We start from the raw sequence: 24,134 nt of genomic DNA, 5'->3' as shown, positions 1-24,134 counted from the left end.
AAATGAGTATGCGCCGTGAGATCGTACTGCGTGGCAGCCCGGACTGGGCTGAGGTGGTGGCCACCGTGCGCGCGGCAGCCCCAACCATGGCACGCGACGGCCGCCCTTTACGGGTCATTCTCGCTGATGACGGGGAAGACCGACTGGAAGAGCAGGTCAAGTTCTATTGGAAGGCGGTCATAGAGCCGATCGCCGCTCAGGCTGTGGTCGACGGGCAGCGCTTCACGCCGCGCACCTGGCACAAGCACCTGAAAGACCAGTTCCTGCCGCCGAAGGAAATGCGGCTATCGGACGGGCGAGTGATCCTGGTCGAACCATCCATCGCCCGCAGGGAAATCACGGTCGGCGCGATGGCGCACTACATCAATGAGGTTGAGGCCCATGCTGCCATGACCTACGGGGTAATTTTTGAATGACGGGTCCGCACAACAGCGGAATCAACGCCGCAGACTGAGGGAGAACCATGAAAAAGATCGCCACTACCGAAAAGTCCAGCGCTGACATCCTGCTGGAGATCATCCAGGACATGCACGCTCAGGAACAGATCGTTACCCGGGAGACGCTGTCCGCCCAGAAGGGGCTGACCAATCTGACGAAGACGCAGATTGACGACCGGCTGGCCTACCTGGAGAACAATGGCCGCATCGTCCGGGTGCAACGCGGGGTATTCGTGCCCGCCGAACAGCACCGGCCGGCCCGCAGTGTCTACACATCCATCCTGCCTGACGGAACGACGGTGCTGGAGGTGGGAGAGCAGAAGCTGATTCTGTCGCCGCGGGAGGCGCGCATGGTCGGCCAGGCGATGGCCGGTGCCGCGCAACAGTTCGTTGCCATCCAGCAGGGGCACGAGGCAGCGTATGCCAACCACGAGATGTCCATGCAGATGCGGGAGATGCGCCGCCAACTGAGCCGCGTATTCGGAGTGATCGGCAACCCCGCCAGCCCTCAGACGGCACAGATGGGCTTACCTTGTCTCGGCGCTGAAGCCGGGAGCAGCGTGTGAATGCGTCTAGCTGCCGCCTTTCGACCAGTTTGTCTTAACAAAGCGGGTTTTCGGCGATGCCGCTCCTCCGGTTAGCACGTCCGTAGCGCTGGAGTCAGCATCCCGGGCGATTTCGTCAGCGAAATCCGTCTCGGGCGGAACCTCGAAAGCATGCACCACTCCATACGCGTCCAGGGCACAAAAGCCCTTTTGCAGGATTTCAGCAAGAACCACGGGCGGAGAGATGCCGGGCAGCGGCGCGTCGATCGTCAATTCTGTCGCGCTCTGCGTGTATGGTGCGCCTAGCCAGTGGCGCACCAGCAGGGGGCAGTCGATTAGGTCCTTGTCGTGCGGCAGGATCAGGGCCCGGGTTGCGCGGCGCAATAGAACGATATGCATGTCGGTCGGCTAGACGAATGCAGGAAGAGGCTGCGACTTCATCGTAGCAAAGTCACGCGGGCGATGCCAAGAACTGAGGGCGGGTGCTTGCGGGGTCACTGCTGACGTGGCGCTTGGCCTTGGATTATTAGTTAGCCCTACTTTCGAGCAGGCAGAGCGCCGCGGCAGCCGGTACAATCCGCCGCTGTCTGAATTCGCTCAAAACCTTCCATGCGACCGAAAATTCGCGCGACCGTCGTTTGCATACGTAGCGACCAGGTCTTGCTGGTCTCCAAGGACGCTAAACGATGGGCTTTGCCTGGGGGGCGACCTGACAAGAAGGAGCTTTTGGCCGACACGGCCATCAGGGAACTTGTCGAAGAGACTGGGCTGAGGGCCAAATCTCTCTCGTTCCGAGCGCAGTTTCTCGGGGCGACGACGGTCCATCATGTGTTCCAAGCCAGGGTTGGCAATTCGGCTGAGGCGCGCCCCTGCAATGAAATTAAGGTGTGCCAATGGGTCGCCTGGGATGAACTTGATCAATTCGGCGTAAGCCTCACAACGAAGCAGATCATCGCCCAAACACTCGCTTAGACGCGGCGTGCGCTCTCGCCCTGCATCCCAGAGGGGAACGAGACGGCCTATGCCAATTCCATGCCGTGTATTCGGGATGATCGGCAGCCAGCATCCAGCATCCAGCATCCAGCATCCAGCAGCCGGCACAGATAGGCTTGCCGTGCTTGGACAGCGGAGCCATGACAACGCGTGATTAATCTTGGCTAAATCGCAAGACGCTTACAATGATGCGCTAAGACAACACCGCCTCAACTCTGACATGGCCATCCTTGCGAATCTCCGCACATGGGCGCGACGAGTCAAGCGTGACGGCGTGACCCTGTGGTTTGCCTGTCGTCACCCTGAGACGCCGATGCTGGCCAAATGCTTGTGCATGTTTGTGGTGGCATACGCGTCCAGTCCAATAGACCTCGTACCCGATTTCATTCCGGTTCTCGGGTACGTCGACGATGTTCTATTGCTGCCTGGCCTCATCTGGCTAGCAATAAGGCTGATACCCGTGCGCGTGATGGCAGCCTGCCGTGCACAAGCCGACCAATGGATTGAAGAGCAGAAAAAGAAGCCGACGTCCTACTGGGGCGTCGCCTTGGTGGTCTGCATCTGGGTGGCCTTAGCCTATGGAGGCTGGTTCGCGCTTCGCTGATTCCGTCCGAAGTCGATTCGTTTTCTGTCATTCGTAGAACCGGACTTGCGTGCAGCGGGTTGACGCAGATGCGGCGCTTCTACTGGCTTTCGATCCATTGAATGGCGAATCGCATCAGTTCTTTGCCGCTGCGGATACTCAGCTTGTCCTTGATGTTAGCTTGATGAGCTTCGATGGTCTTGATGCTGCGATTCATTTTCTCGGCAATCTCGCGTGTACTGAAGCCGAGTCCGATCAGGTGCAAGACCTCGAATTCCCGCTCTGACAGGTTTGCGATGGCGCTGGTGGACGTCTTTGTCGGCATCGTCAGCGTCCGCGCGAGCTTCTCATGCATCGCCGCGCTCAAGTAGACATTCCCGGCGAGTACCTCGCGGATGGCGTACAAGATATCCTCGGTGGCCCCGAGCTTCATCAGGTACCCATTTGCACCTGCTCGCAATGCGCGTTCGGCGAATAGGGCTTCGTCATGCATGCTGAAAACGAGGATTGCCAGCGTTGGATAGTGCAGCCGGAAAGTCTTGACAAGATCCAGGCCCGAGTTCGACTGCAGGCTGAGGTCTACGATGGCCAAGTCAGGCCTGCAGGTGACGGCCGCCACCGCTTCTTCGACACTGCCCGCCACGCAGCAGACATGCAGGTTTGCCTGTGAATGCAGCAGATAAGTCAGCCCTTCTCCGATGATGGGATGATCATCCACGATTAGGATCTGGACCGCATGGCCATGGCTACATGGTGTCCCTGGCATGATCCGGGCTCCCAGGTATCGGAAAGCCGAGTGCAACCTTGGTGTCACCTCGGCCATTGCGGGAGACCGTACATGACCCCCTATCAGACTCGCCCGATCACACGGGTTGTGAAGGCTCAGCCCCACCTTGACAGTAGCACTTGCCATCCACGGGGCGCAGGTATCGCTTCCTCAGACACATGGTGGCATGTTAGGCGAAATAATCGGCATTGGCCGGAAAGACCGCCAGGGTCGAGAGGATCGCGGGGAGCATTGACGGACCGTCCACCTTCAACATCACGGATGTCGGGTGGCCCTTATCGCCAGGTAACGGGCCTTAGGTATGCGCGTGCAGGATAGCGTCCTTGCGCATTTTGACTATATTGCGGCGGCAGTCCCTCGCGCGACTATTTGACATGCTCGCGAGCTGACGGCTTTTCGTTTCGCGGTCTCCTGTATAACAGTCCATTCTGCAGACGGTCCAGATGAATGGGTGTTTTGCCGAAGGCGACCGAGTGCAACAAGCTTCTCGACTCGCCACAGCGGGACGGATTCCACCACCGTGTTCCGGTCAGGTTCCCATAGGCTTGCTCCCACGATACGTCCATCCATCGGCGACCGGAGGATGAGAAGCTTATGACCGCGCAATAGGAGGCCTATGATTCTGCGTTGACCGACGGAAAGGCTCATTCGACTTCCTAATTTCGGATTGTCCAGGCAGGGGTAATAAGAGCGCGGAAAACGGCACGGTAGACGCGGGAGCCCTTATTGCCTTCACCGAATCGAGCAAAAAAATCGGCGCCCAGGGTCAGTGGGCGCCGATCGGGAATATCGAGACGGGGTCAAATCAACTCGATAGATCATTTTCAGCGTTCGATGGAGTGACGACAATACCGCTTTAGTGGGGCTCAAGAATTCTGCGGGCGCCAGAATGGCGGTCAAGAGCGACACTGATGCCACATCCTCATGAACTCACCGCCAACATGGCCACCGTCCACGCGTGGACTGCGGTCCATAGTGCTGCATTTGCTGGCAGTCGAGTATGCGCGTTGGACCGCAGGCTTCACATAGTACAAATGGGTTATTCGTTGCCTCTGGCCAGGTTCCAGACGCTCTAACGCTATAATGGTCAACACCCCGTTTTGTGTATTGTTTTAGTAATACAGAGAACGTTGCACCACGTCCCTAGCGGCGTGGTTTTTTTTGCCCATTCGCAGCGGGAAGAAAGACGATCCGAGGGCTCGGAGTACTTCACCCGAAGTCCGATTCTTACCATACCCCTATAGGGCTGGACGCCCCCGCCCTGTATCCCAAGACTGGCCGCCTATGGCCAGCGTACCTAAGGCGCCCAAGCGCGCCACACCCAATGCGAAGAAGCCCAAGGCAGCCAAGCCACGCGCTGCCAAGGCTTCTACTCGCCCGGCCACTGATCACGCTCATGAGTCGGCAGTGGAAACCCTTACCCCCAAGCAGCAGCGATTCGTTGACGAATACCTGGTGGACAACAACGCCACCCAGGCAGCGATTCGTGCCGGCTACAGCGCCAAGACTGCCAGACAGCAGGGCGCGGAGAACCTGTCAAAACCTGTCATCCAGGCGGAAATCGCGGCAGCCAGGAAGCGCCAACAGGAGCGCACTGAGATCACCGCCGACCGCGTGCTGCGTGAAGCCTGGAACCAGGTCACGGCCGACGCCCGGGAACTGACGCAGCTTCACATCGGCTGCTGCCGCTACTGCCATGGCGAGGGACACCAGTTCCAGCGCACCAAGGCTGAGCGCGACCGTGCCTATGAGGAATGGGAGGCGTCCGGCGACCGCGACAAGCCGGAGTACTTCGATGAGGCAGGCGGCATTGGCTTCAGCCCGAACAATCAGCCGCACCCGGACTGCCCGGAATGCGCTGGCCGCGGCATCGCCCGTGTTGTGCTGATGGACACCCGCAACCTGTCACCCAGTGCGTTGTCCCTGTTCGCCGGCGTCAAGCAGACGAAGTTCGGCATCGAAATCCAGATGCACTCCAAGGACGCGGCCATGGAGAAGCTGTTCAAGCACCTTGGGCTGTACGAGAAGGACAACGAACAGAAGACCGATCCGCTCACCTCGCTGCTGCACACCATCGCCAAGGGCAACGGGAACGCCATCATGCCGGTGGCGAACGATCCAGAGCACGGCGCCTTCGCACCGGTCGCCGATACACCCGATAACGAGGAATGAGCCATGGCCGACGTCATCTACTACATCCGTAGCACGGCTACCAGCCGGGTCTACGTCGGCTCTATGACTCGCGGCGCTCGCCAGCGCTGGGCTGAGCACTTGCACTATCTCCGCAAGGGCGCGCACCATTCGAAGCACGTGCAGCGGGTATACGACAAGTACGGCGAGAACGACCTAACGCTGGAAGTTGCCTACGAGTGCCAGCCAGGAGACTCGATTCTGAGAATCGAACAGCAGCATATCGATCTGTTCGACGGCCGCTGCATGAACACAGCGCCAGTATCTGATTCGATCTATGCCGCGCACGCTGTCAATCGCAGTCGAACCATGCCTGATAGTGAGCGCGCCCGCCGTTCCGCTGCCGCCAAGGCCGCCATTGCCGAAGGGCGTGCCACGCGCGGGCCATGGAGTGAGGAACGCAAGAAGGCTCATTCCGAGCGTCTGAAGGGGCGCAAGATGCCGCCGGTATCAACTGAGGCGCGAGAGAACATCAGTGCCGCATTGCGGCTCCGTCATGCCCTGAACGGCACAGCTTCCAAGCAGAAAGCGCCAGACGGCCGCACGGCATTCATTGCGCAGGAAGTGCCATCTTGGTTGCTCATGCGCGCCGAAGGAAAGAGCTACCGCGAAATCGAACGAATAACTGGCCGATGCCGGAAAGTGATTTCTAGGGAATGCATGAAGGTTCAGCGCGATGAGCATTGAGCTGCCGACCGACGCCAAGGCGCTTGCCGCCTTCCTTGCCGACCCCGAAAAACGGCTGTTCAGCGGAGCGCTCTACAAAATTATGATCAAGGGCGACGACCAGGTCGGCCCCGACGGTCAGGTGGTCGAGGGCGAGTCGTTCGTCATGCCGTTCAGGCCCAACCGTGCGCAGCGCCGCTTCATCAAGCGCCTGTGGTACCGCAACCTGATCCTGAAGGCGCGGCAGCTTGGGTTCACCACCCTGATCTGCATCCTGTGGCTGGATCACGCGCTTTTCAACGCTGACCAGCGCTGCGGCATCATCGCGCAGGACTTGCAGGCCGCGGCGGCGATCTTCCGCGACAAGGTGCAGTTCGCGTACCGCAACCTGCCTGACGAGATCCGCGAGCGCTTCCCTCTGGCGCGCGACTCCCAGTCCGAACTGCTGTTCGCCCACAACAACAGCAGCATCCGCGTGGCCACGTCCATGCGCTCCGGCACGATCCACCGCCTGCACGTCTCCGAATTCGGGAAGATTTGCGCCAAGTACCCGGACAAGGCGCAGGAAGTGGTGACCGGCTCCATCCCGGCGGTGCCGACGAACGGCATCCTGGTGATCGAATCGACGGCCGAGGGCCGGGAGGGCGAGTTCTTCGAGATGGTCGAGACGGCCGAGAAGAACCACGCCAGCCGCAAGGTGCTGACGCCGAAGGACTACCGCTTCCACTTCTATGCGTGGTGGCAGGAGCCGAAGTACCGCCTTGACGCTCGCACGGTCCCCATCAGCCGCGAAGAGCATGAGTACTTCGACCTGGTCGAGGCCAAGGTGTTGGCCGACATGGGCCAGGTCATCACCATCGACCCAGACCAACGGGCCTGGTACGTGGCCACGAAGCGCGCGGACTTCAAGGGCAAAGAAGAGCGCATGTGGCAGGAATACCCCAGCTTCCCGGCTGAGGCGTTCCAGATCAGCACCGAGGGCAATTACTACGCCAAGGACATGATCGCGCTGCGCAAACGCGGCGGCATCACGCGCGTTCCGCGACTGGACCTGCCGGTCAACACGTTCTGGGACATCGGCCGCAGCGACGGCTGCGCGGTCTGGTTCCAGCAGGAGATGCGCGGCGAAGACCGCTTCATCGACTACTACGAGGCGCACAACGAAGACCTGCGGCACTACGTCAAGGAATTGCGCGACCGCGGCTACGTCTTTGGCAAGCACTACCTGCCGCACGACGCCAATCACCAGCGTCTCAGCGACTACAACCGGACCACGAAGGAGATGCTGGAAGACCTGCTGCCTGGCGAGACTTTCATCATCGTGCCGCGAATCACCGAACTGATCACGGGCGTGCAGCAGACCCGGAAGCACCTGAAGGGCGCGTACTTCGATGAAGCCGGCTGCGCCAAGGGCATCACTCGCATCGAGGGCTATCGGAAGAAGTTCAGCCGCGCGGACAACCGCTTTATCGACCAGCCGGACAAGAGCAACGGCTGCAGCGAGGGCGCCGACGCGCTCCGCCAATGGGCACAGGCCAAGGAATTGGGCTTGCTCGAATCCACGACGAAATCCAACACCTACGTAGAGGCGGAGACGCCTGACTGGCGCCTATGAGGACATCCACCATGCAAGAGACGAACAGCATTCCAGCCGGCACTGAGCCCCTGTCGCAGGTCGAATACCAGGAAATCTACCGCGAGATTGACGAGCAGCCGCGGTGGCGTGGCACTGCCGACAAGGAAATGGACTACGCCGACGGCAACCAGCTTGACGGCGAACTGCTGCGCAAGATGGCCGAACTGGGCATTCCCCCCGCGGTGGAAGACCTGATCGGGCCGGCGCTGCTGTCGATCCAGGGCTACGAAGCGACCATCCGCAGCGACTGGCGTGTCTCGCCCAACGGCCAGCCGGGCGGGCAGGACGTGGCTGATGCCTTGAACTTCAAGCTGAACGAGGCCGAGCGCCAGTCGAAGGCCGACATCGCATGCAGCAAGGCGTTCCGCCCCCAGATCGGTTGCGGCGTCGGTTGGGTGGAGGTGGCCAAAGAGTCGGACCCGTTCAAGTACCCGTACCGCTGCACCCCAATCCACCGGAACGAGATCCACTGGGACATGAAGTGCGGCGACGACTGGGAGGCGTCCAGATGGCTGCGCCGGCAGCGCTGGCTGACCAAGGAGCGTATCGCGCTGGTGTTCCCGGACCACACCGAAATGATCATGGCATGCGGCACCCATGGCCCGCTTTGGTGGGCAGACCGCACCCTGAGCATGGACGGCGGCATCAGCACCGGCCTGGCCAACGCATGGAACGAGGGGCGCGCATGGACCATGCAGGAAGACCGCTGGTTCAACCCGACGAGCAAGGAACTGTGCGTGTCGGAGGTCTGGTACCGGCGCTGGGCGCGCGTGCCCATCATCCGCACGCCAGATGGCCGCGTGGTGGAGTTCGACCACAACAACCTGTCGCATAACGTCGCCGTGGCGCGCGGCCTGGCTGCGGTGGAGCACGCGACCGTGACCAGGGTGCGGCGCGCCTACTGGCTGGGCCCGCATCTACTGCATGACGGCCCGTCGCCATACAGCCACCGCCACTTCCCGTATGTCCCATTCTTCGGGTTCCGCGAGGACAACACCGGCGTGCCGTATGGCTTCGTCCGTGGAATGAAGTACGCGCAGGACAGCCTGAACAGCGGCAACAGCAAGCTGCGCTGGGGCATGAGCGTCACTCGCATCGAGCGCACCAAGGGCGCGGTGGCCATGACCGACGCCCAACTGCGCCGCCAGGTGGCGCGGCCGGACGCCGACATCGTGCTGGACGCCGCGCACATGGCCCAGAACGGCGCCAAGTTCGAGGTGAAGCGGGATTACCAGCTCACGCAGCAGCACTTCCAGATGCTGCAGGACAACCGCCAGACCATTGAGCGCGTGTCGAGCATCACCAGCGGATTCGTTGGGCGGCAGGGCACGGCCAAGTCTGGCGTGCAGGAGCAGACGCAGGTCGAGCAGTCGAACCAGAGCCTGTCGATTCCCATGGACAACTTCCGCGGCGGCCGGACGCTGGTCGGCGAGTTGCTGCTGTCGCTGATCATCGCCGATATGGGCACAGCGCGGCACGAGGTCATTATCGAGGGCGACGCGGTCAAGGCCGATCGCACGGTGGTGATCAACGCGCCGGAAGTGGACCCGGGCACCGGCATTGCCTACCTGTCGAACGATCTGCAGCGCACACGCCTGAAAGTGGCCGTGGACGACGTCCCGAGCACCAACAGCTACCGCGGCCAGCAGCTCAATGCCATGTCCGAGGCGGTCAAGAGCATGCCGCCGGAGTATCAGGCCGCCGTGCTACCGTTCCTGGTCAGCCTCATGGACGTCCCATTCAAGCGCGACGTGGTGGAAGCCATCCGCAACGTGCAGTTGCAGGCCACGCCCGAGCAGCAGGCGGAGGCCATCAAGACGGCCGTGGCGGACGCACTGGCCAAGGCCGGCACCGACATCAAGATGCGCGAATTGGACCTGAAGGAGCGCAAGGCCGACAGCGAAATCAAACAGATCGACGCCCAGTCGGTCCAAATCGGAGTACAGGCGGCATTCAGTGCGATGCAGGCCGGCGCGCAGATCGCGCAGATGCCGATGATTGCCCCGATTGCCGATGCAGTGATGCAGGGCGCCGGCTACCAGCGGCCCAACCCGATGGGCGACGACCCGAACTTCCCGGTGGCGGCGCAGGCCGCGGCCATGAACATCAAATCGCCGTATATCCAAGGTCAAGGGCCAGCGGGCGCAGTGCCGGCGGAGGAAGCCAGCACCGCGGAAGCTGCCGGCCAGGCCCCGGTGATGCATCGAAACACCAGCCCGACGTTTCCGCCGGTGCCCGCAGACGCGCCAACCGGTCAACGTGGCATTGAGACACCACGCGCGGACGACAACCTGCCCGGCGAGCGTTGATCGTTCACCAGTGCGCAGCACCTTCAGGCCCTACAGGTGACCCCTGTAGGGCTTTCTGTTTGTGCGTGCCATTCGCACACTCCGGCCAAGCCAACGCGCATGCGTGCGCAGGCGAAGGGCGGAGTAATCCGCATTGCTGACGACCCCTGCGGCCACGGCGATATGTGGCGGGACACAGGCATGACCACTACCGACCAACAAAACGAGTTTATCCAGTCGCTGAACGGCGACCTTTCCCCCACGCAGGCCGCTCAACTCTTGGAGATGAGCGGGCAGGGCGATACCGGTGCCACGTCGCCGGAACTGGCAGCGCAGCCCGGCGCCGCCACTGCACCGGCGGCAGGTACGACCCAAGGCGATGCCGGCACGACCGGCGCAAGTGACAGTGCCACGGCAGCAGCAGCCAGCACGCCCGCAGCAGCACCGGCAGCAACGCCGGCCGCCGTCGCAGGCGAGTTGACCGCCGCCAACGCCGTGATTCTGGCGAAGGACGGAAAGCACACCATCGGCTATGAAAAGCTGGTGGAGGCGCGAGAAGGCGAGAAGCATTGGAAGGCCCAAGCGGAAGCCGCGCAGACCCAGCTTGCCGAGTTGCAAGCACAGGCCAAAACGCGGGCGGATGCTGGTCAGACCCCCACTCAGACTGACGCTCAGGTGGCGGCCGCGCAAGCAGCCATCGACCAGGGCATCGATCCGGGCATCTTCGGCGATTTCAGCGAAGAGGATTTGGCCAAGGGCATTCAGACGCTTGTCGACGCGAAAGTGGCTGCGAAGGTCGACGCCATCGTGGCGCAGAAGCTGGCTCCTATCCAGCAGAAGCACGCGACGGACGCCACCGAGAGCCATTACGCGGCTATCTACGAAGCGCACCCGGATGCCGACTCCCTTGCGGAAAGCAAGGAACTGGGCGACTGGATCAACACGCAACCGTCATTCGTCCGCGATGGCTACAACGCGGTGCTGCAGAAGGGCACCACGCAGCAAGTCATCGAACTGTTCAGCGCCTTCAAGCAGGCAACTGGCACGACTCAGGGCGCCGGCGCTGGCGCGGCCGCGGGAGGCACCGAACAGGTGAACCCCGAAGCCGTGAAGGCGGCGGCCCAAGCGGCCATTGCCAACGCCCCGACGCGGGTTCCAGCCAGCCTCACCGATCTTCCCGGTGGGCGCCCGGCAGGTCTGTCGCGGGACGAACAAATGGCCGACATGAACGGACGTGAACTGCTCGATGCGATGAACGCCGGGAACATGACCCCGGAGCAAATCGACCGGTTCCTCAACACGCTGTGATCCGATAAGAGGGCTCTATGACTGCAAAGACGCACGCCGCGTATGGCGACAAGACCAACATGGTGCAACAGGCCGTCGGCCTGTTCGCCACCCACATGCAGCGCAACAGCACGCTGAACCGCCTGACCGGCAAGATGCCGGCCGGCATCGCGGGCGCGGAAGCGACGCTGCGCAAACAGACCACGCAGCACATGCCCATCGTGCGCTGCCAGGATCTGTCGAAGGGCAAGGGCGATGAGGTGACTTTCCACCTGCTGAACCCGATCGGCGCCAAGCCCATCATGGGCAGCCGCTATGCGGAAGGCCGCGGTACGGGTCTGAGCATCACGGAGGACAAGCTGCGCGTGAACCAGGCCCGCTTCCCGCTGGATCTGGGCGACGCCATGACGTCGATCCGCACGCCCGTGGAATTCCGCCAGCTTGGCCGCCCCGCCGCGCAGAACCTGATGGATCGCTACGTCGATCAGTCGCTGCTCGTGCATATGGCCGGCGCTCGCGGCTTCCACAACAACATCGAATGGGTGGTTCCGACCGAGGCCGACGCCGATTTCGGCGAAATCATGGTCAATCCGGTGCTGGCCCCTTCGAAGAACCGCCACTTCATCGCCGACGGCGATGCCGTGACCGGCTTCAAGGTGAACGGCGGTGAAGTGGATATCCAGTCCACCGACATCTTCAAGATGGACACGGTGGATTCGATGCGCACGGTGCTGGACCAGATTCCTCTGCCGCCCCCGATCGTGCAATTCGATGGCGACAAGGCTGCGACCGACTCGCCGCTGCGCGTGTGGATGATGTCGCCCGCGCAGTACAACAAGTTCGCCGCCGACCCGGCCTTCCGTCAACTGCAGGCGTCGGCAATGGCGCGCGCCAGCCAAGCCGGACAGCATCCGCTGTTCCTGGGCGAAGCCGGTCTGTGGAATGGCTTCCTGCTCATCAAGATGCCGCGCGCGATCCGCTTCTACGCGGGTGACGTCATCCGTTACTGCGGTAGCGCGAGCAGCGAGACCGAATCCACCGCGACGGTGCCGGCCAGCTTCGGCACGCAGTTCGCCGTCGACCGCTCGGTGATTCTCGGTGGCCAGGCGATCGCCGAAGCGCTGGCCAGTTCCGACAAGTCGGGCATCCCGTTCTTCTGGTCGGAAAAGGAACTGGACCACGGCGACAAGGTGGAACTGCTGATCGGCGCGATTCGCGGCGTATCGAAGGTCCGCTTTGAGGTCGACACCGGCATGGGCAAGGAAATCACCGACTACGGCGTGACCGTGGTCGATACCGCCGTGCCCATCATCGGCGCCCGCAACTGATAGCAGGTGGGCCGGCTCGCGCCGGCTCGTTTCCTTACGATACCTGACACACAGGAGGCCATATGGCTACCGTGCTCATCAATCAGTACCAGAATCGCCAGTTCGGCGGTTTCTCCCCCTTCGGCAACCTCACGTCGCTGGCGTACGCCATGCTGACCAACGCGGCCGGCATCGTTCAGAACGCCAACGCCGCCGGCGCACTCGCCGCGGGCGATGTGGTCGACCTGGGTCCGCTGCCCGAAGGCATGCGCCTGGAAGACGCGTCGGTCTTCGTGTCCACGGGCATGACCGCGACCATCACCGGCTCGCTGGGCTTCAAGTACGAGGACGGCGTGGACGACGCGACCGTGCCGCAGGACGCTGCTTACTTCGGCGCTGGCATTGACCTGGCCGCGACGGGTCGCAAGCGTGCTACGGGCGCCAAGCTGGTGACGCTGCCGAAGCCCGCCCGCCTGATCCTAACCACCGCGGTGGCTGCGAACGCCAAGGCAAGCGACATCAAGGTGCTGGTCACCGGCGAACTGTCCGGCAACCGCTGATAGCGGACGCCATTGGCGCGGGCGGCCCAGTGCCGCCCGCCCCGTCACGCAGGAGTAGGACACCTCTATGAAAGTCATCATCATTGGCAGCGTGATTCACGCCGCGCTGAACGCCGCAATGGGCGCTCTGACCGGCGCTGCGGTGGTCGAGTGGGACGGCAATGACGACGCGTACCGCGAGAAGGTGGTAGGCGCCGTGCAGTTCGCCATCGACAACCCCGATGTCACCCCCGAGCAGCAGCACGAGCAATGGCGCGAAGCGCGCATCGCCGAAGGCTGGACCTTCGCGGAAGCGCACGATGCGGAGAAGAAGCAAAGTCCGCTGCTCGTGCCCTACGCCGAATTGCCTCCGGAACAGCGCACCAAGGACGCGCTGGTGCATCGACTCGTGCTGGTGATGAAGGACATTCCCGACGCCGACGAAGCTGTCGAGGCCTTCCGCGCCAACCTGCCACCGCCGGTGGAGCATGCGGTAACGACTAGCGAACTTGCAGCGATGGCGCTTGGCATTGGCGCGGGCGTGAAATACATCGGCCGCCGGCCCGAATGGAGCGACCGCATGTACGGCACAGGTCTGGTTTTCGTCACCGACCAGGTTCGAGCGCTCCCGGAGGCAATCGCGCGCAAGTTGCTGCGGCATGCCGACCTGTTCGAGCGTGTCGATACCGCTACTGTTCTCGCCATAAGCACCGACGCAATTGGCACGGATGACGACACCGCGCAATTGCTGGAGCAGGGCAAGCTGCAGCAGCAGCGGCAGGAGCGCGATCTGAACCAGATCCAGGATCTGTACGATCAGATCGACCGCATGGACAAGGCCGGCCTGGTGGAGTTTGCCAAGGTGAACTACCGGCAGGATCTGCCCAAGAACGCCACCAAGGACGCCATGCGCACGCAGGTGAAGGGCTTCGTTGACCAGTTCGGGGTCGTATGAAGCTGGCCGAGTTGATCCGCCGTGTGCGCGTCGACGGAAACGACAACGTCGCACCGTACTTCTGGTCTGACGCGGACATCACCGCTTGGCTGAACGACGCCGTGGCGGAAGCCGCGGTGCGCGGCCGCCTCATCCACGAGAGCGAGGATGCCGCCGTTTGCCAGATCGCGGTGGAGGCGGAGCGCTCGACCTACCCGCTGCACGAAGCGCTGTTCGAGCTGACCTACGTCGGTTTCCTTGATGCCGGCGCGTTCAGGTCGCGCACGATCCGCCTGGTGTCGACCGAGTGGCTGGACGCCAGCATCCGCGAATGGCGCACGTGTCGCGGGTATCCGCAGTACGCCGTCCAGTCGGACAAGGGGCTGCGGCTGGTTCCGATGCCGTCGGCGCCCGGCAAGCTGGTCCTGGAAGGCTACCGGCTGCCGCTGGTGGCCATGGACCTGCAGAAGAAGGACGAGGATGAACCCGAGATCGGGCAGGCGCACCACCCGCATCTGGTTCATTGGCCGCTGCATCGTGGCTTCAGCGTGCCCGACATGGAGGCATTTGATGCACGGCGCGCGGGGGAGGCGGAGGCGGCATTCACTGCCTACTTCGGCTTCCGGCCTGACTCGGACCTGCGGCGCATCACGCGGGAGGATGTGCCGCATCACGTAGAGGCGTTTTGGCCATGACCAAGCTGGCCGTTGATCTGAGAATCGGTGAGGTGCTGACGATCGGCACCGCCACCGTGCGGCTGGAGAAGAAATCCGGCCAGCTTGCCCGGCTGGTGGTCATCGCCGACGAGCACACCCCGATCGTTACCCCAAAAGCAAGGCGGGAAGCCGCCGGCGAAGCGCGCATGAGTGCGCTCCAACCTGACATGGAGCCCACCTATGGCCGTCCTCTGCCTCTATAGCCTACTCGCTTGGTTTGTGCTGAGCCAGGTAGGCCAGCGCCGCGCCCAAGCGTTCGGGATCATCGTTGAAGAGGCCGAGAGCGGTATTGCAGCGCGCACAGAGCAGCCCACGTATCGACCCGGTCGCGTGATCATGGTCTACCGCAAGGCTCTTTGTGCCACCGGTCGGTGTCTTCATGGTGCAGGCGCCCTTACAAATCGCGCATACGCCGCCTTGTTTGATAAACATGACGTCGTATTCCTCTGGCTCAATACCCAAGCGCTTGCGGCGATGAACGTTGTTTGCTGTTCGGTTCGCTTTCTCTCGGTTTTTCGCACGCCATTGCGACTGTTTGACTCTCCCGCAGGCGCGGCAGAAGGACTGAAGCCCGTCGATTTGCCTGGAATTTCCGAAGAACTGCTCGACGGGTTTCAGCGTGCCACAAGTACCACACCACTTGGTTCCATCGGGCGCTTCCGGGCCTCTCTGTGCTGTCCGGTTGTGTCCGCGCAAGTAGTTCAAGGGTTCGCCCTTGACCCATCCCAGGGCCGCCTTGTTCCTGGGAGCAATCCGCGTAGATCGGCCGCAGCCGCATTGGCACATGCCTTTCGGTATTTCGGTAGTCACGCTTCCCTGTCCCTCCTTGAACTCCAACTTAGCAAAGGTAAAGCGTAATGGCCAACACTTTGTTCGATTACTGTCGTCAGCGCTTCCTGGAAGGCCAGCTCAACTGGCTGACCGACACCGTCAAGGTGTACCTGGTCGACACCGGCGCCTACACCCCGCAGACGGCGGTTCACCAGTACCTGTCGGACATTCCGACGTCGGCGCGTATCGCTGGCCCGGTCACGATCACGTCGAAGACCACCACCGGCGGAGCGGCGGACGGCGCTGATATCACGTTCACGAGCGTGTCAGGGGCCAGCATTGAGGCCATCGTGATCTACAAGGACACCGGCACCGAGTCGACCAGTCCGCTGATCGCGTATATCGACACGGCCACTGGCCTGCCGATTACCCCCAACGGCGGTGATAAACGAGATGTCACCCTGCACTGAGAGGTGCAGAAAAAAACCGGGAGAATTGCTGGAAACCCCTGAGAGCCTTCACCCCACAACGCAGCCTGGAAGGGCAGTCGTGACGGGCGGAAAAGTTGAAGGATTGGGCAATCAGCAGCCGAGCCGCCAGACCGGCGGAAGGTTCAGAGACTAGGCGTAAGCCGTAGGCCCAAGCGGGCCGAAGTACCCGGCCCCTGCAAATCGGCAGGGTGAAGATATAGCCCGATCTGCAGCGAAAGTTGCAGCAGCCGAAAGGCGGCATAGGTGTAGCGAGCCAATGCGAACATGATCGATCATCGTTACCTGGGACAATGGAACCAACAAGATCTTCAGAGTTTGAGTCCATTGTCCCGATTGTTGCGGTTCTCTTTCGTATGTCACGATGGAGCTTCAAATTCAGTTAGGAGCTTTCCATCGTGACCGCCTTGCGTCAGCTTCCAGACCTGCATTGCGCAGGGTGCGGAAAGAAATTCCGACCGCGCCGCGCTGAGCAGAACTACTGCACAAGAGAATGCTGGTACTCCCGTATCAGAATGAACGTGAAGCCGTGTGCTGCATGTAGTGAAACGTTCAAAGCTCGCTATGCGCAGCAGAAGTACTGTTCGGTTCAATGCAAGATCAAGGCAACCACTAAAGACAAAACCTGCGTCTGTGCGCAGTGCGGTGCAAGCTTTAATAGGCCGCATGGAAAGACGCGCGCCTACTGCTCGCGCGTGTGCGCAATCGAAGCGCGACGAGCCGGGCTATCCAAGCCGGAGACTGCTTTGGACGGGCGGGAAATTGGCGTCAGAACAAAGACGACGCACGGCTACTACACGGTGCGTGTCGAAGGAAAAAAGGTCTTGGAGCACCGAATGGTGATGTCGAAGGTTTTGGGGCGGCCAACTTCTGGAGAATGAGCGTGTTCACCACAAGAATGGCGATCGAGCAGATAACCGTCCCGAGAACCTTGAACTGTGGACTGGTGTGGGTACGAGCAAGAAAGATCCCCATGGGGTTCGACTTGTCGACCAAGTCCTGGACATGATTGAGTCATTAAGCAAGGCCGAGCGGAAGCGGGTCGCTCACAGACTGGAGGACATGGACGCATGACCGTTGAGAAGAAGCCACCACCCATCGTCGTCGGTGTCAGCGGTATTGAGCCGCGCAAGCAGGATGTAGCGCCCGCTGCTGCGATTCCATGGGGCCGCGTCTGCAGCCTTCCTGCGTTCGAAATGTTCGTCGCGGAGCGCAGCGGGCGGCCGCTGGCCAACGTCGCCGATGCGATGCGCCCCTTCATGGCGGAGCAGATTGCGAAGCTGGGGGAGCAGGGCCTGTTTGACGCCTATGGCCAATGGCACAAGGAAAAGGGAATGTGGCCTGGAGAAACGCCGCTTGGGGAAGTGGCTGATGCCTAAACGACTGGTCGGGATTTTCTATAACGAGACGATTGCTGGGCGGATTGTCCATTTGCGCCAAGGCCTCGACCCGGTCGCGAAGTTGGATGTCAATCCGGAGTACAACGTCTCTGGCAATGGCAATTCGTTTGCGATTGCCCCGGATGGAAGTGCCGCTGTTGCCGGGGCAAATCTAAGCAGCGGCAACATGCGGTATTACTCGGATCCGGCCAACCTCGGATTGTCTTTTGTCCCGTCCGCCAGTTTCGCTGGTGGTGTCACGTGCTGTGCGATCAATGCTACGCTTTATGCATTTGGCGGTTCGTCGCCGTTTCTCTATGTATTCGACCGCGCAACGCACACGCTCAAGACTTTGAGCACGTCGGGCTTGGGGACTGTCTATGCGATGGATTTTTCGCCAGATGGCACCAAGTTGGCGGTGACGCATTCGGTCACTCCGTTTGTTCGAATCTACAACACGTCGGACTGGTCGATAGTCAACGCTGCCACGGCGGCGCCTAACGCGCCTTATGGCTGTTGCTTCTCCAAGGACAGCAGCAAGCTGGTGGTGTTCAATTCCGTTTCGCCTTATGTCAGCGTCTACAACTCCACGATGGGAAGCCGTGATGTTGCGCTGACTACGGCTGGATATGCCATAAATACCGGCACAGTTGGCACACGCGCGTTGCGATCTCCGTTGCCGGGCGACAACCGCATTTTCTTCTGCGTGACAACTTCGGGCTGGATTGCCACATTCGACACGGTCACCAATGCGCTGACCCGTTGGGCCGGCCAAAGTCCGGACATATCCTATGTCAACCACATTGCTGTAGATCCGGACCCGGATGCCGACACACTTTATGCGGTCCATTACATCGGCAACACCAGCCCGTCGCGCACGTTGACCGCGTACAAAATCTCGACAGGCACTGCATATCCTAATATTCCGCCTATCTTTCGAAATTTGCTCTATGGAGCAGGCAACAATCCTTACAATGCACTAGGCGTCGTGCAGACTGATATGCATACCCTTACCGGTACCGTGCGCAACATCAACAATGCGCCGGCTGCACGGGTGGTGCGTGCTTATAGCCGGGCCACCGGTGATCTGCTGGCACAAACGACGTCGGATGCGACCACAGGCAACTACACGCTGAAGGTGTACGACGCTGGGCCGTACGACGTTCAGTTCATGACGGCGGACGGGGAGTTGCTGAACGACCTGTTCTTCGCGCGGGCAGAGCCACAGGCTGTGAGCGGGTAACGCATGGCCGACTATGTGGCGCCGGCGGGGACGCTGAGCCCATCCTGGTCGGGCAAGAACGCCTATCGAGGGCCGGTCACCCGGCTGAATCCATCGTGGGCGAGCCCGCTGCAGACGATTACGCCCGTCGGCTGGTCCGCACTGCAGCCCGGCGCGATCACGCTGGTGCCCCAGCAGGTTGCAAGGCCTGCTGGGCTGGATTCGTCGGCTTTCGGTCCTACCTGGGCGCTCACGAGCCGGTTCAACTATCGGCCGCCCCAGTATCGAATCAATGGCGCGTGGGCAGGCGCGCAACGGTACACGCGGCCTACGGGCACGCTGAACGTCACCTTCGATAACGCCGTTGGCTACATCTCGCCAAACGGCTACGACGCATCCGACTTCGGAGCGACAACGGTATTCGGCACGCAGTTCGTCCGGCCCGCGGGTTTCGATCCGCTGGCCATGGGCACGGCGGTCTATGCGCTCTTCAGCTACCAGTACGCACCGCCACAGTGGACCATCACGGCTTCATGGGTAGGGAAGGGCAAGTACACACCGCCGCGCGACACGCTGAATGGTGCCTGGACGCTGCCCATCGAAGCGAAGATTGTTGCGCTGACGGGCTGGGTGGATGGCGCGATCGGCGGCGTCGGACTCTACAACCGGACGCAGTACGCGATTCCCCCGGGCATTGCTCCGGATGCAGTTCCTGCACCGGTCGTCGCCAATGCCGCGCGTGCGCTCCTGCCAACCGGCTTCAACGGCTTGGCCATGGGCTCGCAGGTGGTCAGCGCGGCCACACGCACGCTGTCGCCGGCTGGTGTCAATCTGCTCGGCATCGGCGCTCTGACCGCGCAACTGCAGCATCGGCCAATTGCGCTGGCCGGGTTCGACAGCCTGGCTGTGGCAAACACCTTGTCGGTGGCCAACCGGAACCGCTATGTGGCTGCGGGAAACATCGGCACCGCGGCCTACGGCACGCCGTCGGTGGTTCTGTTCTCGCGCTACCTGCTGCAGACGGGCTTTGTTGCCACCGGATACGGCGTGCTGCGCGTCAGCCACGGCAAGCAGACCGTGCTGGTGCCCAGCATCGCGCCGCCGGCGCTGGGGACGGCGTGGGTCAGCATGTCGCCGCGCATCATCGAGACGGCCGGTCGCGACACGGCAGCAGTCGCGATTCCGCTGGTAGGCGGCACGCGCTATCTGCTGCCGGCTGGCATCGATGGGCTGGCGTTCGGTACGCGGATCATCCCGGAATCGCAGACCGTGGCGCCGCTGGGCTTCCGTGAGCAGTGGGGCCAGCAGGAGATCAAGAACCGCCTGACCTACGCGGCGCCGAAGGGCTTCCAGACCACGGGGCAGGAGGAATTCCGCTGGGGCCGCGCCAACGTCTGGAACCTGCGGCAGTACGTCACCATGGTGTACGACCCAGACAGCGCGCTGAACCCGCCGCCGTGGTCGCAATGGACGCTGATTGAGAACCGGAATCGAGTGGTGGGCGCCATCGGCGTGACGCCGCCGGCGTGGGGTTACACCCAGATCGACAACAATGCCCGCGTGATCCAGCCGGCCGCGATGACCCCGCCTGGCTATCCGGGCAACGACAAGGTCGGCATGGTGGCCTACGGCGTGCGCCGACTGCCGATCGACGGGGTGGAGCCGCCGCTGATCTCGACATGGCACGCCGTCTTCAATGCCGCGAAGGTGCTGGCGCCGCCCGGGGCAGCCACGGCGGCCTTCGGCACGGCCGCGCTGGAAAACAATCGCCGGTACTTCGACCGAATCGGCAATTTCGACTCGGCCACGATCGGCACGGCGTTTATCGACTTCGCCATCCGCACGCTGGCCATCGAGCCGCGGTACAGCATCGCGCCGCCGGACGTGAAGCTGCCCGAGGTGAAGCTGTACACGCGCTACCTGGAGCCGCGGGGCACCGACATGCTTGGCGTCGGCCTGGCCGCGCTGTCGATCCACTTCAACAAGATCGAGCCGAAATGGGTCCATCGCGACCTGGTCGGCGAGCCGAGCGCGTACAACGTGACGCCGGAGATGCGCGGCTACGGTTGGAACTCCGAAGAGTTTGGCGATGCCTTCGTGCGCCTGCAATGGCGGCCCGTGAAGGTCGACGGCACCAGCATGCAATTGTTCGGCCAGGCCAAGATTGCTGACAAGAAGCAAGGCATCACAGTCGCGGGCACCAACCTGATGAAGCTGGGCGACAAGCTGGTGGTCACGAAGACCGGTGCGCCGCCGAATACGCCGCAGACCATCGAGGTGGACACCCTGGTGAACTCGGAAAGCGTCTTCGGCACGCCAGGCCTGAATCAGTACGTGCTCTATACCTTCGGCGTCAGCCCGCCGGATACCGGCAGGCCGGCGGTGCGCATCATGGGCGCCACCGTTGACGCGGGTATCAAGGTGGACGGCTACGGCACGCCGACGGTCGGCCTGAAGAACCGGGGCATTACCGTGCCGGCGTGGGATGACGCGCAGGTCTATGATCCAGGCCGGCCCATCATGAGCCCGCTGACCATCTGGGCGGTGAAGGAAGCGCCGGCACAGGCCAAGGCGAATCACCCGGTGCCCAACCTGCACTATGTGGGAGAAACGAACATCTACCCGCCGGGCGAGCGCTTCGGCACGGCGCGGATCAGCACCTACCGGGGCATTCTTCAGCCCACGACGGTGGGCAGCATGGTGTTATTCGGCGTTCAGAGCGTCTACCTGAAGCGGCGCTACATCTTGCCGGAAGGGCTCCAGGCGTATCGCATGGGCTGGGTGAACGTCGGGGACGGCAAGCAGACCCTGACCCAGTTCGGTGGCGCCGATTCAATGCTCACTGGCAGGCCGACCGTGGCGCGTGCGCCGTACACCGGGCCGCAGACGGTCGCGGCCGCAGGCATCGCGTCAATGGCGTTTGCGTCCACGAACTGGGTTTCGCCGCTGCATCGCACCTACCAGTTGACCGGCATCAACGCGCTGGTGATGGGCAGTTCTCGCGGCGACTCGCCGTACCAGTGGCAGACGCTGCACGTGGGGCCGCTCATGCCGACCATACCAGCGGGTTTCGATGCGTCGCAGTTCGGCGCGACCTGGGTGTCGCTACGCGTGCGTGGCCTGGAGGCCAAGGGTTTCGAGACGTTCAGCATGGACTACGACCCGGCGCGCTTCGCCGATCGCCTGCGGGTGCGCAACGCCTTCGTGCCGCCGGGTCCGGCGGGGCAGGCGATTACGGCTGTAGGTGTAGACGCGCTGAGCGCCGGGGTGCCCAATGTGCGGCCAGGCGTCCACTACATCCGGCCGGATGGCGACGCCGACCAATTCCGCAAAGGAGCCTTCTGATGGCCGGAACTTCCCTGATGCCGCTGGCGGGCATCAACACCGTGGCCGAAGACGCGGCGCTAAAACAGGGCGGCGACAACCCGAAACTGTATCTCCGCGATGCGCTGAATGTGGACCTGTCGCCGGCCGGCAAGGCAAGCCTCCGATCCAGCACGCGCCGCGTTTCCGACCAACCATTCCGTCATATCTGGCAAAGCCCTCTGCATGGGGACGCCTTTGGCGTGCTGGGCGACCAGTGGGGCAGGCTGAATACCGGTGATTGGTCCTTGGAGCCTCTGGCGCGGATCGGTGATGGCGATGTGTCGCACGAGATGCTGAACAACCTAGTGTACGTCGCTGGCCCTGCGGGCATTTTCGCTTTCAACGGTCAGCGGGCGGAACGCATGACGCTGGAGACGCCAGCGGCGCCGCTGGTGCTGGCCGGCCAGGGTTCGCTGAGCCAGGGTACCTACGGCGTGGCTGTTGCATGGCTGCGCGGCCAACTGGAATCGGCACCCTCAGCCATCGCTTTCGCGGACATGGGCGACAGCGGCGGGCTGGAGATCACGCTGCCCATGTGCCTCGACGCGAGCGTGACCGGTGCGCGGCTCTATCTGACCCGCGCGAACGGCGGCGAGCTGCTGCTGGCCGGCGACTACCCAGTCGGCGCACCGCCGATCGCCATGCCTACGCTGCCCGAACTGGGGCGGCCGACGCAGTTCCGCAATCTGTCGCCGATGCCTACAGGGAAATTCCTGAAGTACTGGCGCGGCCGGCTAGTGACTGCTCGCGCCAACGTGCTGCGGTTCTCCGAGGCACTGGCGTACCACCTGCACGACGAACGCTATGGGTTCGTTCAGATGCCACAGCGCATCACCTTCGTGCAGCCGGTGGACGGCGGCATCTGGGTGGGGCAGGTGGATCATGTGGCATTCCTTGGTGGCACCGAGCCCGGGAACCTGTCTATCGCGCGCCGGCAGTCGCGGGCGCCGGTGCCAGGCAGCGCCATCCTGGTGGCAGCCGAGATCGTCGGCACCAACGCTTCGCCGGACGGATCACCCGTGGTCGTCTGGCTGGCGGAAAATGGCTATGTCATGGGCACCAGTTCGGGTGCCATCGCCGAGGTGCATGCGTCGGTGCTGGCCGGCATCACCGGCCGGGCTGGAACCTCTGTAGTGCTGGATCGCCGTCTGCTGACGGCAGTAACCTGAACCATCCCGATCATCCGGGCCTTCAATCGCTGCGCATGAGTGCGGCATAGGAAAACTGGAGTGAAACCTATGCAACGCATCAGCAAAGCCCTGCGCATCGAAATGGCCACCGCACTGGCGGCTGGCAACTTCAACGTCACCGAAGCCGGCATCGTCTTCCCGCAGCTTTCGGCCCTGGCCGGCGGCGAGTACTTCGGCCGCGTCAACGGCGCCGAGTGGGAAAAGGAAGGCGACAACCTGATCCCGACCGAGGGACTGGCGCACATCCTGAACGTCGCGCTGGGCGGCAAGGCCAAGGCTTCGTGCTTCCTGGCCCTGTTCTCCGGCAGTGCTGCGCCGGCGGCCAACTGGACGGCGGCCAACTTCGCCGCGGTGGCGTCGGAAATCACCAGCCTGACCGAGGGCTACACCAGCGCGACGCGCCCGGCGTGGACGCCTGTCGACACTGCCACCGGCTCCATCGACAATATGGCCGCGGTAGCTTCGGTCACTATCGCGACGGCGTCGCAACTCAACGTGAACGGCGCGGCGCTGCTGACGAACAGCACGAAGGGCGGCACCACCGGCGCGCTGGTTTCGGCATCGAAGTACGCCGCCACCCGCGTGTTCCAGAGCGGCGACACCTACGACATCGGCTACCGGCTGAATCTGACCGTCTAAGCGATGCTGTCGCCGCGCCCTTACGGACGCTTCGCAGAGGATGCGGAGCTATCCGTTGTCGATGCCGCTGCCGTCGAGCTGCTGGCCAGGAACCTGACGAACTTCAAGCAGGCGTCTGATCTCGCCAACCTGAAGCGCGTCATGGATCTGCCCAGCGGCCGGCAGGCGGTG

25 protein-coding genes are annotated in these 24,134 nt (G+C 62.6%); 22 read left to right on the top strand and 3 right to left on the bottom strand.

Annotation, left to right across the window (positions count from 1 at the left end; genetic code table 11):
• Positions 1-2: 2 nt before the first annotated feature.
• Together ACOABP_RS01635 and ACOABP_RS01630 are read left to right on the top strand one after the other, a co-directional pair.
• Positions 3-416 (top strand): hypothetical protein, encoded by a 414-nt coding sequence (locus ACOABP_RS01635; RefSeq protein ID WP_474226692.1) that lies wholly within the window; start codon positions 3-5, stop codon positions 414-416.
• Between the two features lie 47 nt (positions 417-463).
• A complete protein-coding gene (locus ACOABP_RS01630; protein WP_474226691.1) occupies positions 464-1,003 on the top strand; it encodes a hypothetical protein in 540 nt (179 codons plus the stop codon).
• A gap of 6 nt (positions 1,004-1,009) precedes the next feature.
• Here the strand turns inward: ACOABP_RS01630 and ACOABP_RS01625 are convergent, their stop codons facing one another.
• The gene (locus ACOABP_RS01625) at positions 1,010-1,381 is read right to left on the bottom strand and encodes a hypothetical protein (protein ID WP_474226690.1); all 372 of its coding nucleotides are present in this window, start codon (positions 1,379-1,381) and stop codon (positions 1,010-1,012) included.
• A 210-nt stretch (positions 1,382-1,591) separates the two neighbouring features.
• On the opposite strand from ACOABP_RS01625, the gene ACOABP_RS01620 reads away from it, so the two are divergent.
• Together ACOABP_RS01620 and ACOABP_RS01615 are read left to right on the top strand one after the other, a co-directional pair.
• Positions 1,592-1,954: an NUDIX hydrolase gene (locus ACOABP_RS01620; RefSeq protein WP_474226689.1), complete on the top strand. Its 363-nt coding sequence runs from the start codon at positions 1,592-1,594 to the stop codon at positions 1,952-1,954.
• Positions 1,955-2,195: 241 nt separating this feature from the next.
• Positions 2,196-2,579, top strand: coding sequence for a YkvA family protein (locus tag ACOABP_RS01615; protein WP_474226688.1), 384 nt, complete (start codon positions 2,196-2,198; stop codon positions 2,577-2,579).
• 79 nt (positions 2,580-2,658) lie between these two features.
• On the opposite strand, the gene ACOABP_RS01610 is transcribed toward ACOABP_RS01615, so the two are convergent.
• Positions 2,659-3,276 (bottom strand): response regulator, encoded by a 618-nt coding sequence (locus ACOABP_RS01610; protein ID WP_474226687.1) that lies wholly within the window; start codon positions 3,274-3,276, stop codon positions 2,659-2,661.
• Positions 3,277-4,800: 1,524 nt separating this feature from the next.
• On the opposite strand from ACOABP_RS01610, the gene ACOABP_RS01605 reads away from it, so the two are divergent.
• The 10 genes from ACOABP_RS01605 to ACOABP_RS01560 all read left to right on the top strand — a co-directional run bounded on the left by ACOABP_RS01605 (position 4,801) and on the right by ACOABP_RS01560 (position 15,111).
• Positions 4,801-5,517: a terminase small subunit gene (locus ACOABP_RS01605; RefSeq protein WP_474226686.1), complete on the top strand. Its 717-nt coding sequence runs from the start codon at positions 4,801-4,803 to the stop codon at positions 5,515-5,517.
• Between the two features lie 3 nt (positions 5,518-5,520).
• Positions 5,521-6,222: a GIY-YIG nuclease family protein gene (locus ACOABP_RS01600; RefSeq protein ID WP_474226685.1), complete on the top strand. Its 702-nt coding sequence runs from the start codon at positions 5,521-5,523 to the stop codon at positions 6,220-6,222.
• Positions 6,212-7,816, top strand: a complete 1,605-nt coding sequence (locus tag ACOABP_RS01595; protein WP_474226684.1) for a terminase — start codon at positions 6,212-6,214, stop codon at positions 7,814-7,816. The genes ACOABP_RS01600 and ACOABP_RS01595 overlap by 11 nt, the downstream gene beginning before the upstream one ends.
• 11 nt (positions 7,817-7,827) lie before the next feature.
• Complete coding sequence (locus ACOABP_RS01590) at positions 7,828-10,146, top strand: portal protein (protein ID WP_474226683.1); 2,319 nt, start codon at positions 7,828-7,830, stop codon at positions 10,144-10,146.
• Between the two features lie 180 nt (positions 10,147-10,326).
• The gene (locus ACOABP_RS01585) at positions 10,327-11,433 is read left to right on the top strand and encodes a hypothetical protein (RefSeq protein ID WP_474226682.1); all 1,107 of its coding nucleotides are present in this window, start codon (positions 10,327-10,329) and stop codon (positions 11,431-11,433) included.
• Positions 11,434-11,450: 17 nt separating this feature from the next.
• Positions 11,451-12,740 carry a phage capsid family protein gene (locus tag ACOABP_RS01580; protein ID WP_474226681.1) on the top strand — a complete coding sequence of 430 codons (1,290 nt, stop codon included), beginning with the start codon at positions 11,451-11,453 and terminating at the stop codon, positions 12,738-12,740.
• 62 nt (positions 12,741-12,802) lie between these two features.
• Positions 12,803-13,279 carry a hypothetical protein gene (locus tag ACOABP_RS01575; RefSeq protein ID WP_474226680.1) on the top strand — a complete coding sequence of 159 codons (477 nt, stop codon included), beginning with the start codon at positions 12,803-12,805 and terminating at the stop codon, positions 13,277-13,279.
• Between the two features lie 67 nt (positions 13,280-13,346).
• Positions 13,347-14,213, top strand: a complete 867-nt coding sequence (locus ACOABP_RS01570) for a RyR domain-containing protein (protein ID WP_474226679.1) — start codon at positions 13,347-13,349, stop codon at positions 14,211-14,213.
• Positions 14,210-14,887, top strand: a complete 678-nt coding sequence (locus ACOABP_RS01565) for a phage adaptor protein (RefSeq protein ID WP_474226678.1) — start codon at positions 14,210-14,212, stop codon at positions 14,885-14,887. Before ACOABP_RS01570 ends, ACOABP_RS01565 begins: the two co-directional genes overlap by 4 nt.
• Entirely contained in the window at positions 14,884-15,111 is a 228-nt protein-coding gene (locus ACOABP_RS01560) for a hypothetical protein (RefSeq protein WP_474226677.1), read from the top strand. Before ACOABP_RS01565 ends, ACOABP_RS01560 begins: the two co-directional genes overlap by 4 nt.
• Position 15,112: 1 nt before the next feature.
• Here ACOABP_RS01560 and ACOABP_RS01555 read toward each other — a convergent pair whose 3' ends face one another.
• On the bottom strand, positions 15,113-15,613 hold the full coding sequence (locus ACOABP_RS01555) for an endonuclease VII domain-containing protein (RefSeq protein ID WP_474226676.1): 501 nt from the start codon (positions 15,611-15,613) through the stop codon (positions 15,113-15,115).
• A 152-nt stretch (positions 15,614-15,765) separates the two neighbouring features.
• On the opposite strand from ACOABP_RS01555, the gene ACOABP_RS01550 reads away from it, so the two are divergent.
• From ACOABP_RS01550 to ACOABP_RS01515, 8 genes are all read left to right on the top strand, one after another.
• Positions 15,766-16,149: a hypothetical protein gene (locus ACOABP_RS01550; RefSeq protein ID WP_474226675.1), complete on the top strand. Its 384-nt coding sequence runs from the start codon at positions 15,766-15,768 to the stop codon at positions 16,147-16,149.
• Positions 16,150-16,565: 416 nt separating this feature from the next.
• Complete coding sequence (locus ACOABP_RS01545; protein ID WP_474226674.1) at positions 16,566-17,048, top strand: hypothetical protein; 483 nt, start codon at positions 16,566-16,568, stop codon at positions 17,046-17,048.
• Positions 17,038-17,241, top strand: a complete 204-nt coding sequence (locus ACOABP_RS01540; RefSeq protein WP_474227885.1) for an HNH endonuclease — start codon at positions 17,038-17,040, stop codon at positions 17,239-17,241. The genes ACOABP_RS01545 and ACOABP_RS01540 overlap by 11 nt, the downstream gene beginning before the upstream one ends.
• The gene (locus tag ACOABP_RS01535; protein WP_474226673.1) at positions 17,238-17,546 is read left to right on the top strand and encodes a hypothetical protein; all 309 of its coding nucleotides are present in this window, start codon (positions 17,238-17,240) and stop codon (positions 17,544-17,546) included. Before ACOABP_RS01540 ends, ACOABP_RS01535 begins: the two co-directional genes overlap by 4 nt.
• Positions 17,539-18,789, top strand: a complete 1,251-nt coding sequence (locus ACOABP_RS01530; protein ID WP_474226672.1) for a hypothetical protein — start codon at positions 17,539-17,541, stop codon at positions 18,787-18,789. The genes ACOABP_RS01535 and ACOABP_RS01530 overlap by 8 nt, the downstream gene beginning before the upstream one ends.
• A gap of 3 nt (positions 18,790-18,792) precedes the next feature.
• The gene (locus tag ACOABP_RS01525; protein WP_474226671.1) at positions 18,793-22,113 is read left to right on the top strand and encodes a hypothetical protein; all 3,321 of its coding nucleotides are present in this window, start codon (positions 18,793-18,795) and stop codon (positions 22,111-22,113) included.
• Positions 22,113-23,303, top strand: a complete 1,191-nt coding sequence (locus tag ACOABP_RS01520; RefSeq protein WP_474226670.1) for a hypothetical protein — start codon at positions 22,113-22,115, stop codon at positions 23,301-23,303. The genes ACOABP_RS01525 and ACOABP_RS01520 overlap by 1 nt, the downstream gene beginning before the upstream one ends.
• Positions 23,304-23,372: 69 nt before the next feature.
• Positions 23,373-23,963 carry a hypothetical protein gene (locus ACOABP_RS01515; RefSeq protein ID WP_474226669.1) on the top strand — a complete coding sequence of 197 codons (591 nt, stop codon included), beginning with the start codon at positions 23,373-23,375 and terminating at the stop codon, positions 23,961-23,963.
• Positions 23,964-24,134: the final 171 nt, after the last annotated feature.

This window comes from Cupriavidus sp. HE11, assembly GCF_056097175.1.
Note: the sequence above shows the minus strand (reverse complement) of the source record. Positions and strands in the feature narration are given on the sequence as shown.

Bases quoted from the DNA above. Each gene is read 5' to 3' on its own strand.
- ACOABP_RS01525 (WP_474226671.1), top strand. From the start codon at position 18,793: ATGGCCGACTATGTGGCGCCGGCGGGGACGCTGAGCCCATCCTGGTCG.
- ACOABP_RS01560 (WP_474226677.1), top strand. From the start codon at position 14,884: ATGACCAAGCTGGCCGTTGATCTGAGAATCGGTGAGGTGCTGACGATC.
- ACOABP_RS01520 (WP_474226670.1), top strand. From the start codon at position 22,113: ATGGCCGGAACTTCCCTGATGCCGCTGGCGGGCATCAACACCGTGGCC.
- ACOABP_RS01620 (WP_474226689.1), top strand. From the start codon at position 1,592: ATGCGACCGAAAATTCGCGCGACCGTCGTTTGCATACGTAGCGACCAG.
- ACOABP_RS01615 (WP_474226688.1), top strand. From the start codon at position 2,196: ATGGCCATCCTTGCGAATCTCCGCACATGGGCGCGACGAGTCAAGCGT.
- ACOABP_RS01580 (WP_474226681.1), top strand. From the start codon at position 11,451: ATGACTGCAAAGACGCACGCCGCGTATGGCGACAAGACCAACATGGTG.
- ACOABP_RS01600 (WP_474226685.1), top strand. From the start codon at position 5,521: ATGGCCGACGTCATCTACTACATCCGTAGCACGGCTACCAGCCGGGTC.
- ACOABP_RS01565 (WP_474226678.1), top strand. From the start codon at position 14,210: ATGAAGCTGGCCGAGTTGATCCGCCGTGTGCGCGTCGACGGAAACGAC.
- ACOABP_RS01635 (WP_474226692.1), top strand. From the start codon at position 3: ATGAGTATGCGCCGTGAGATCGTACTGCGTGGCAGCCCGGACTGGGCT.
- ACOABP_RS01590 (WP_474226683.1), top strand. From the start codon at position 7,828: ATGCAAGAGACGAACAGCATTCCAGCCGGCACTGAGCCCCTGTCGCAG.
- ACOABP_RS01630 (WP_474226691.1), top strand. From the start codon at position 464: ATGAAAAAGATCGCCACTACCGAAAAGTCCAGCGCTGACATCCTGCTG.
- ACOABP_RS01550 (WP_474226675.1), top strand. From the start codon at position 15,766: ATGGCCAACACTTTGTTCGATTACTGTCGTCAGCGCTTCCTGGAAGGC.
- ACOABP_RS01570 (WP_474226679.1), top strand. From the start codon at position 13,347: ATGAAAGTCATCATCATTGGCAGCGTGATTCACGCCGCGCTGAACGCC.
- ACOABP_RS01585 (WP_474226682.1), top strand. From the start codon at position 10,327: ATGACCACTACCGACCAACAAAACGAGTTTATCCAGTCGCTGAACGGC.
- ACOABP_RS01625 (WP_474226690.1), bottom strand. From the start codon at position 1,381: ATGCATATCGTTCTATTGCGCCGCGCAACCCGGGCCCTGATCCTGCCG.
- ACOABP_RS01535 (WP_474226673.1), top strand. From the start codon at position 17,238: ATGACCGTTGAGAAGAAGCCACCACCCATCGTCGTCGGTGTCAGCGGT.
- ACOABP_RS01530 (WP_474226672.1), top strand. From the start codon at position 17,539: ATGCCTAAACGACTGGTCGGGATTTTCTATAACGAGACGATTGCTGGG.
- ACOABP_RS01515 (WP_474226669.1), top strand. From the start codon at position 23,373: ATGCAACGCATCAGCAAAGCCCTGCGCATCGAAATGGCCACCGCACTG.
- ACOABP_RS01575 (WP_474226680.1), top strand. From the start codon at position 12,803: ATGGCTACCGTGCTCATCAATCAGTACCAGAATCGCCAGTTCGGCGGT.
- ACOABP_RS01595 (WP_474226684.1), top strand. From the start codon at position 6,212: ATGAGCATTGAGCTGCCGACCGACGCCAAGGCGCTTGCCGCCTTCCTT.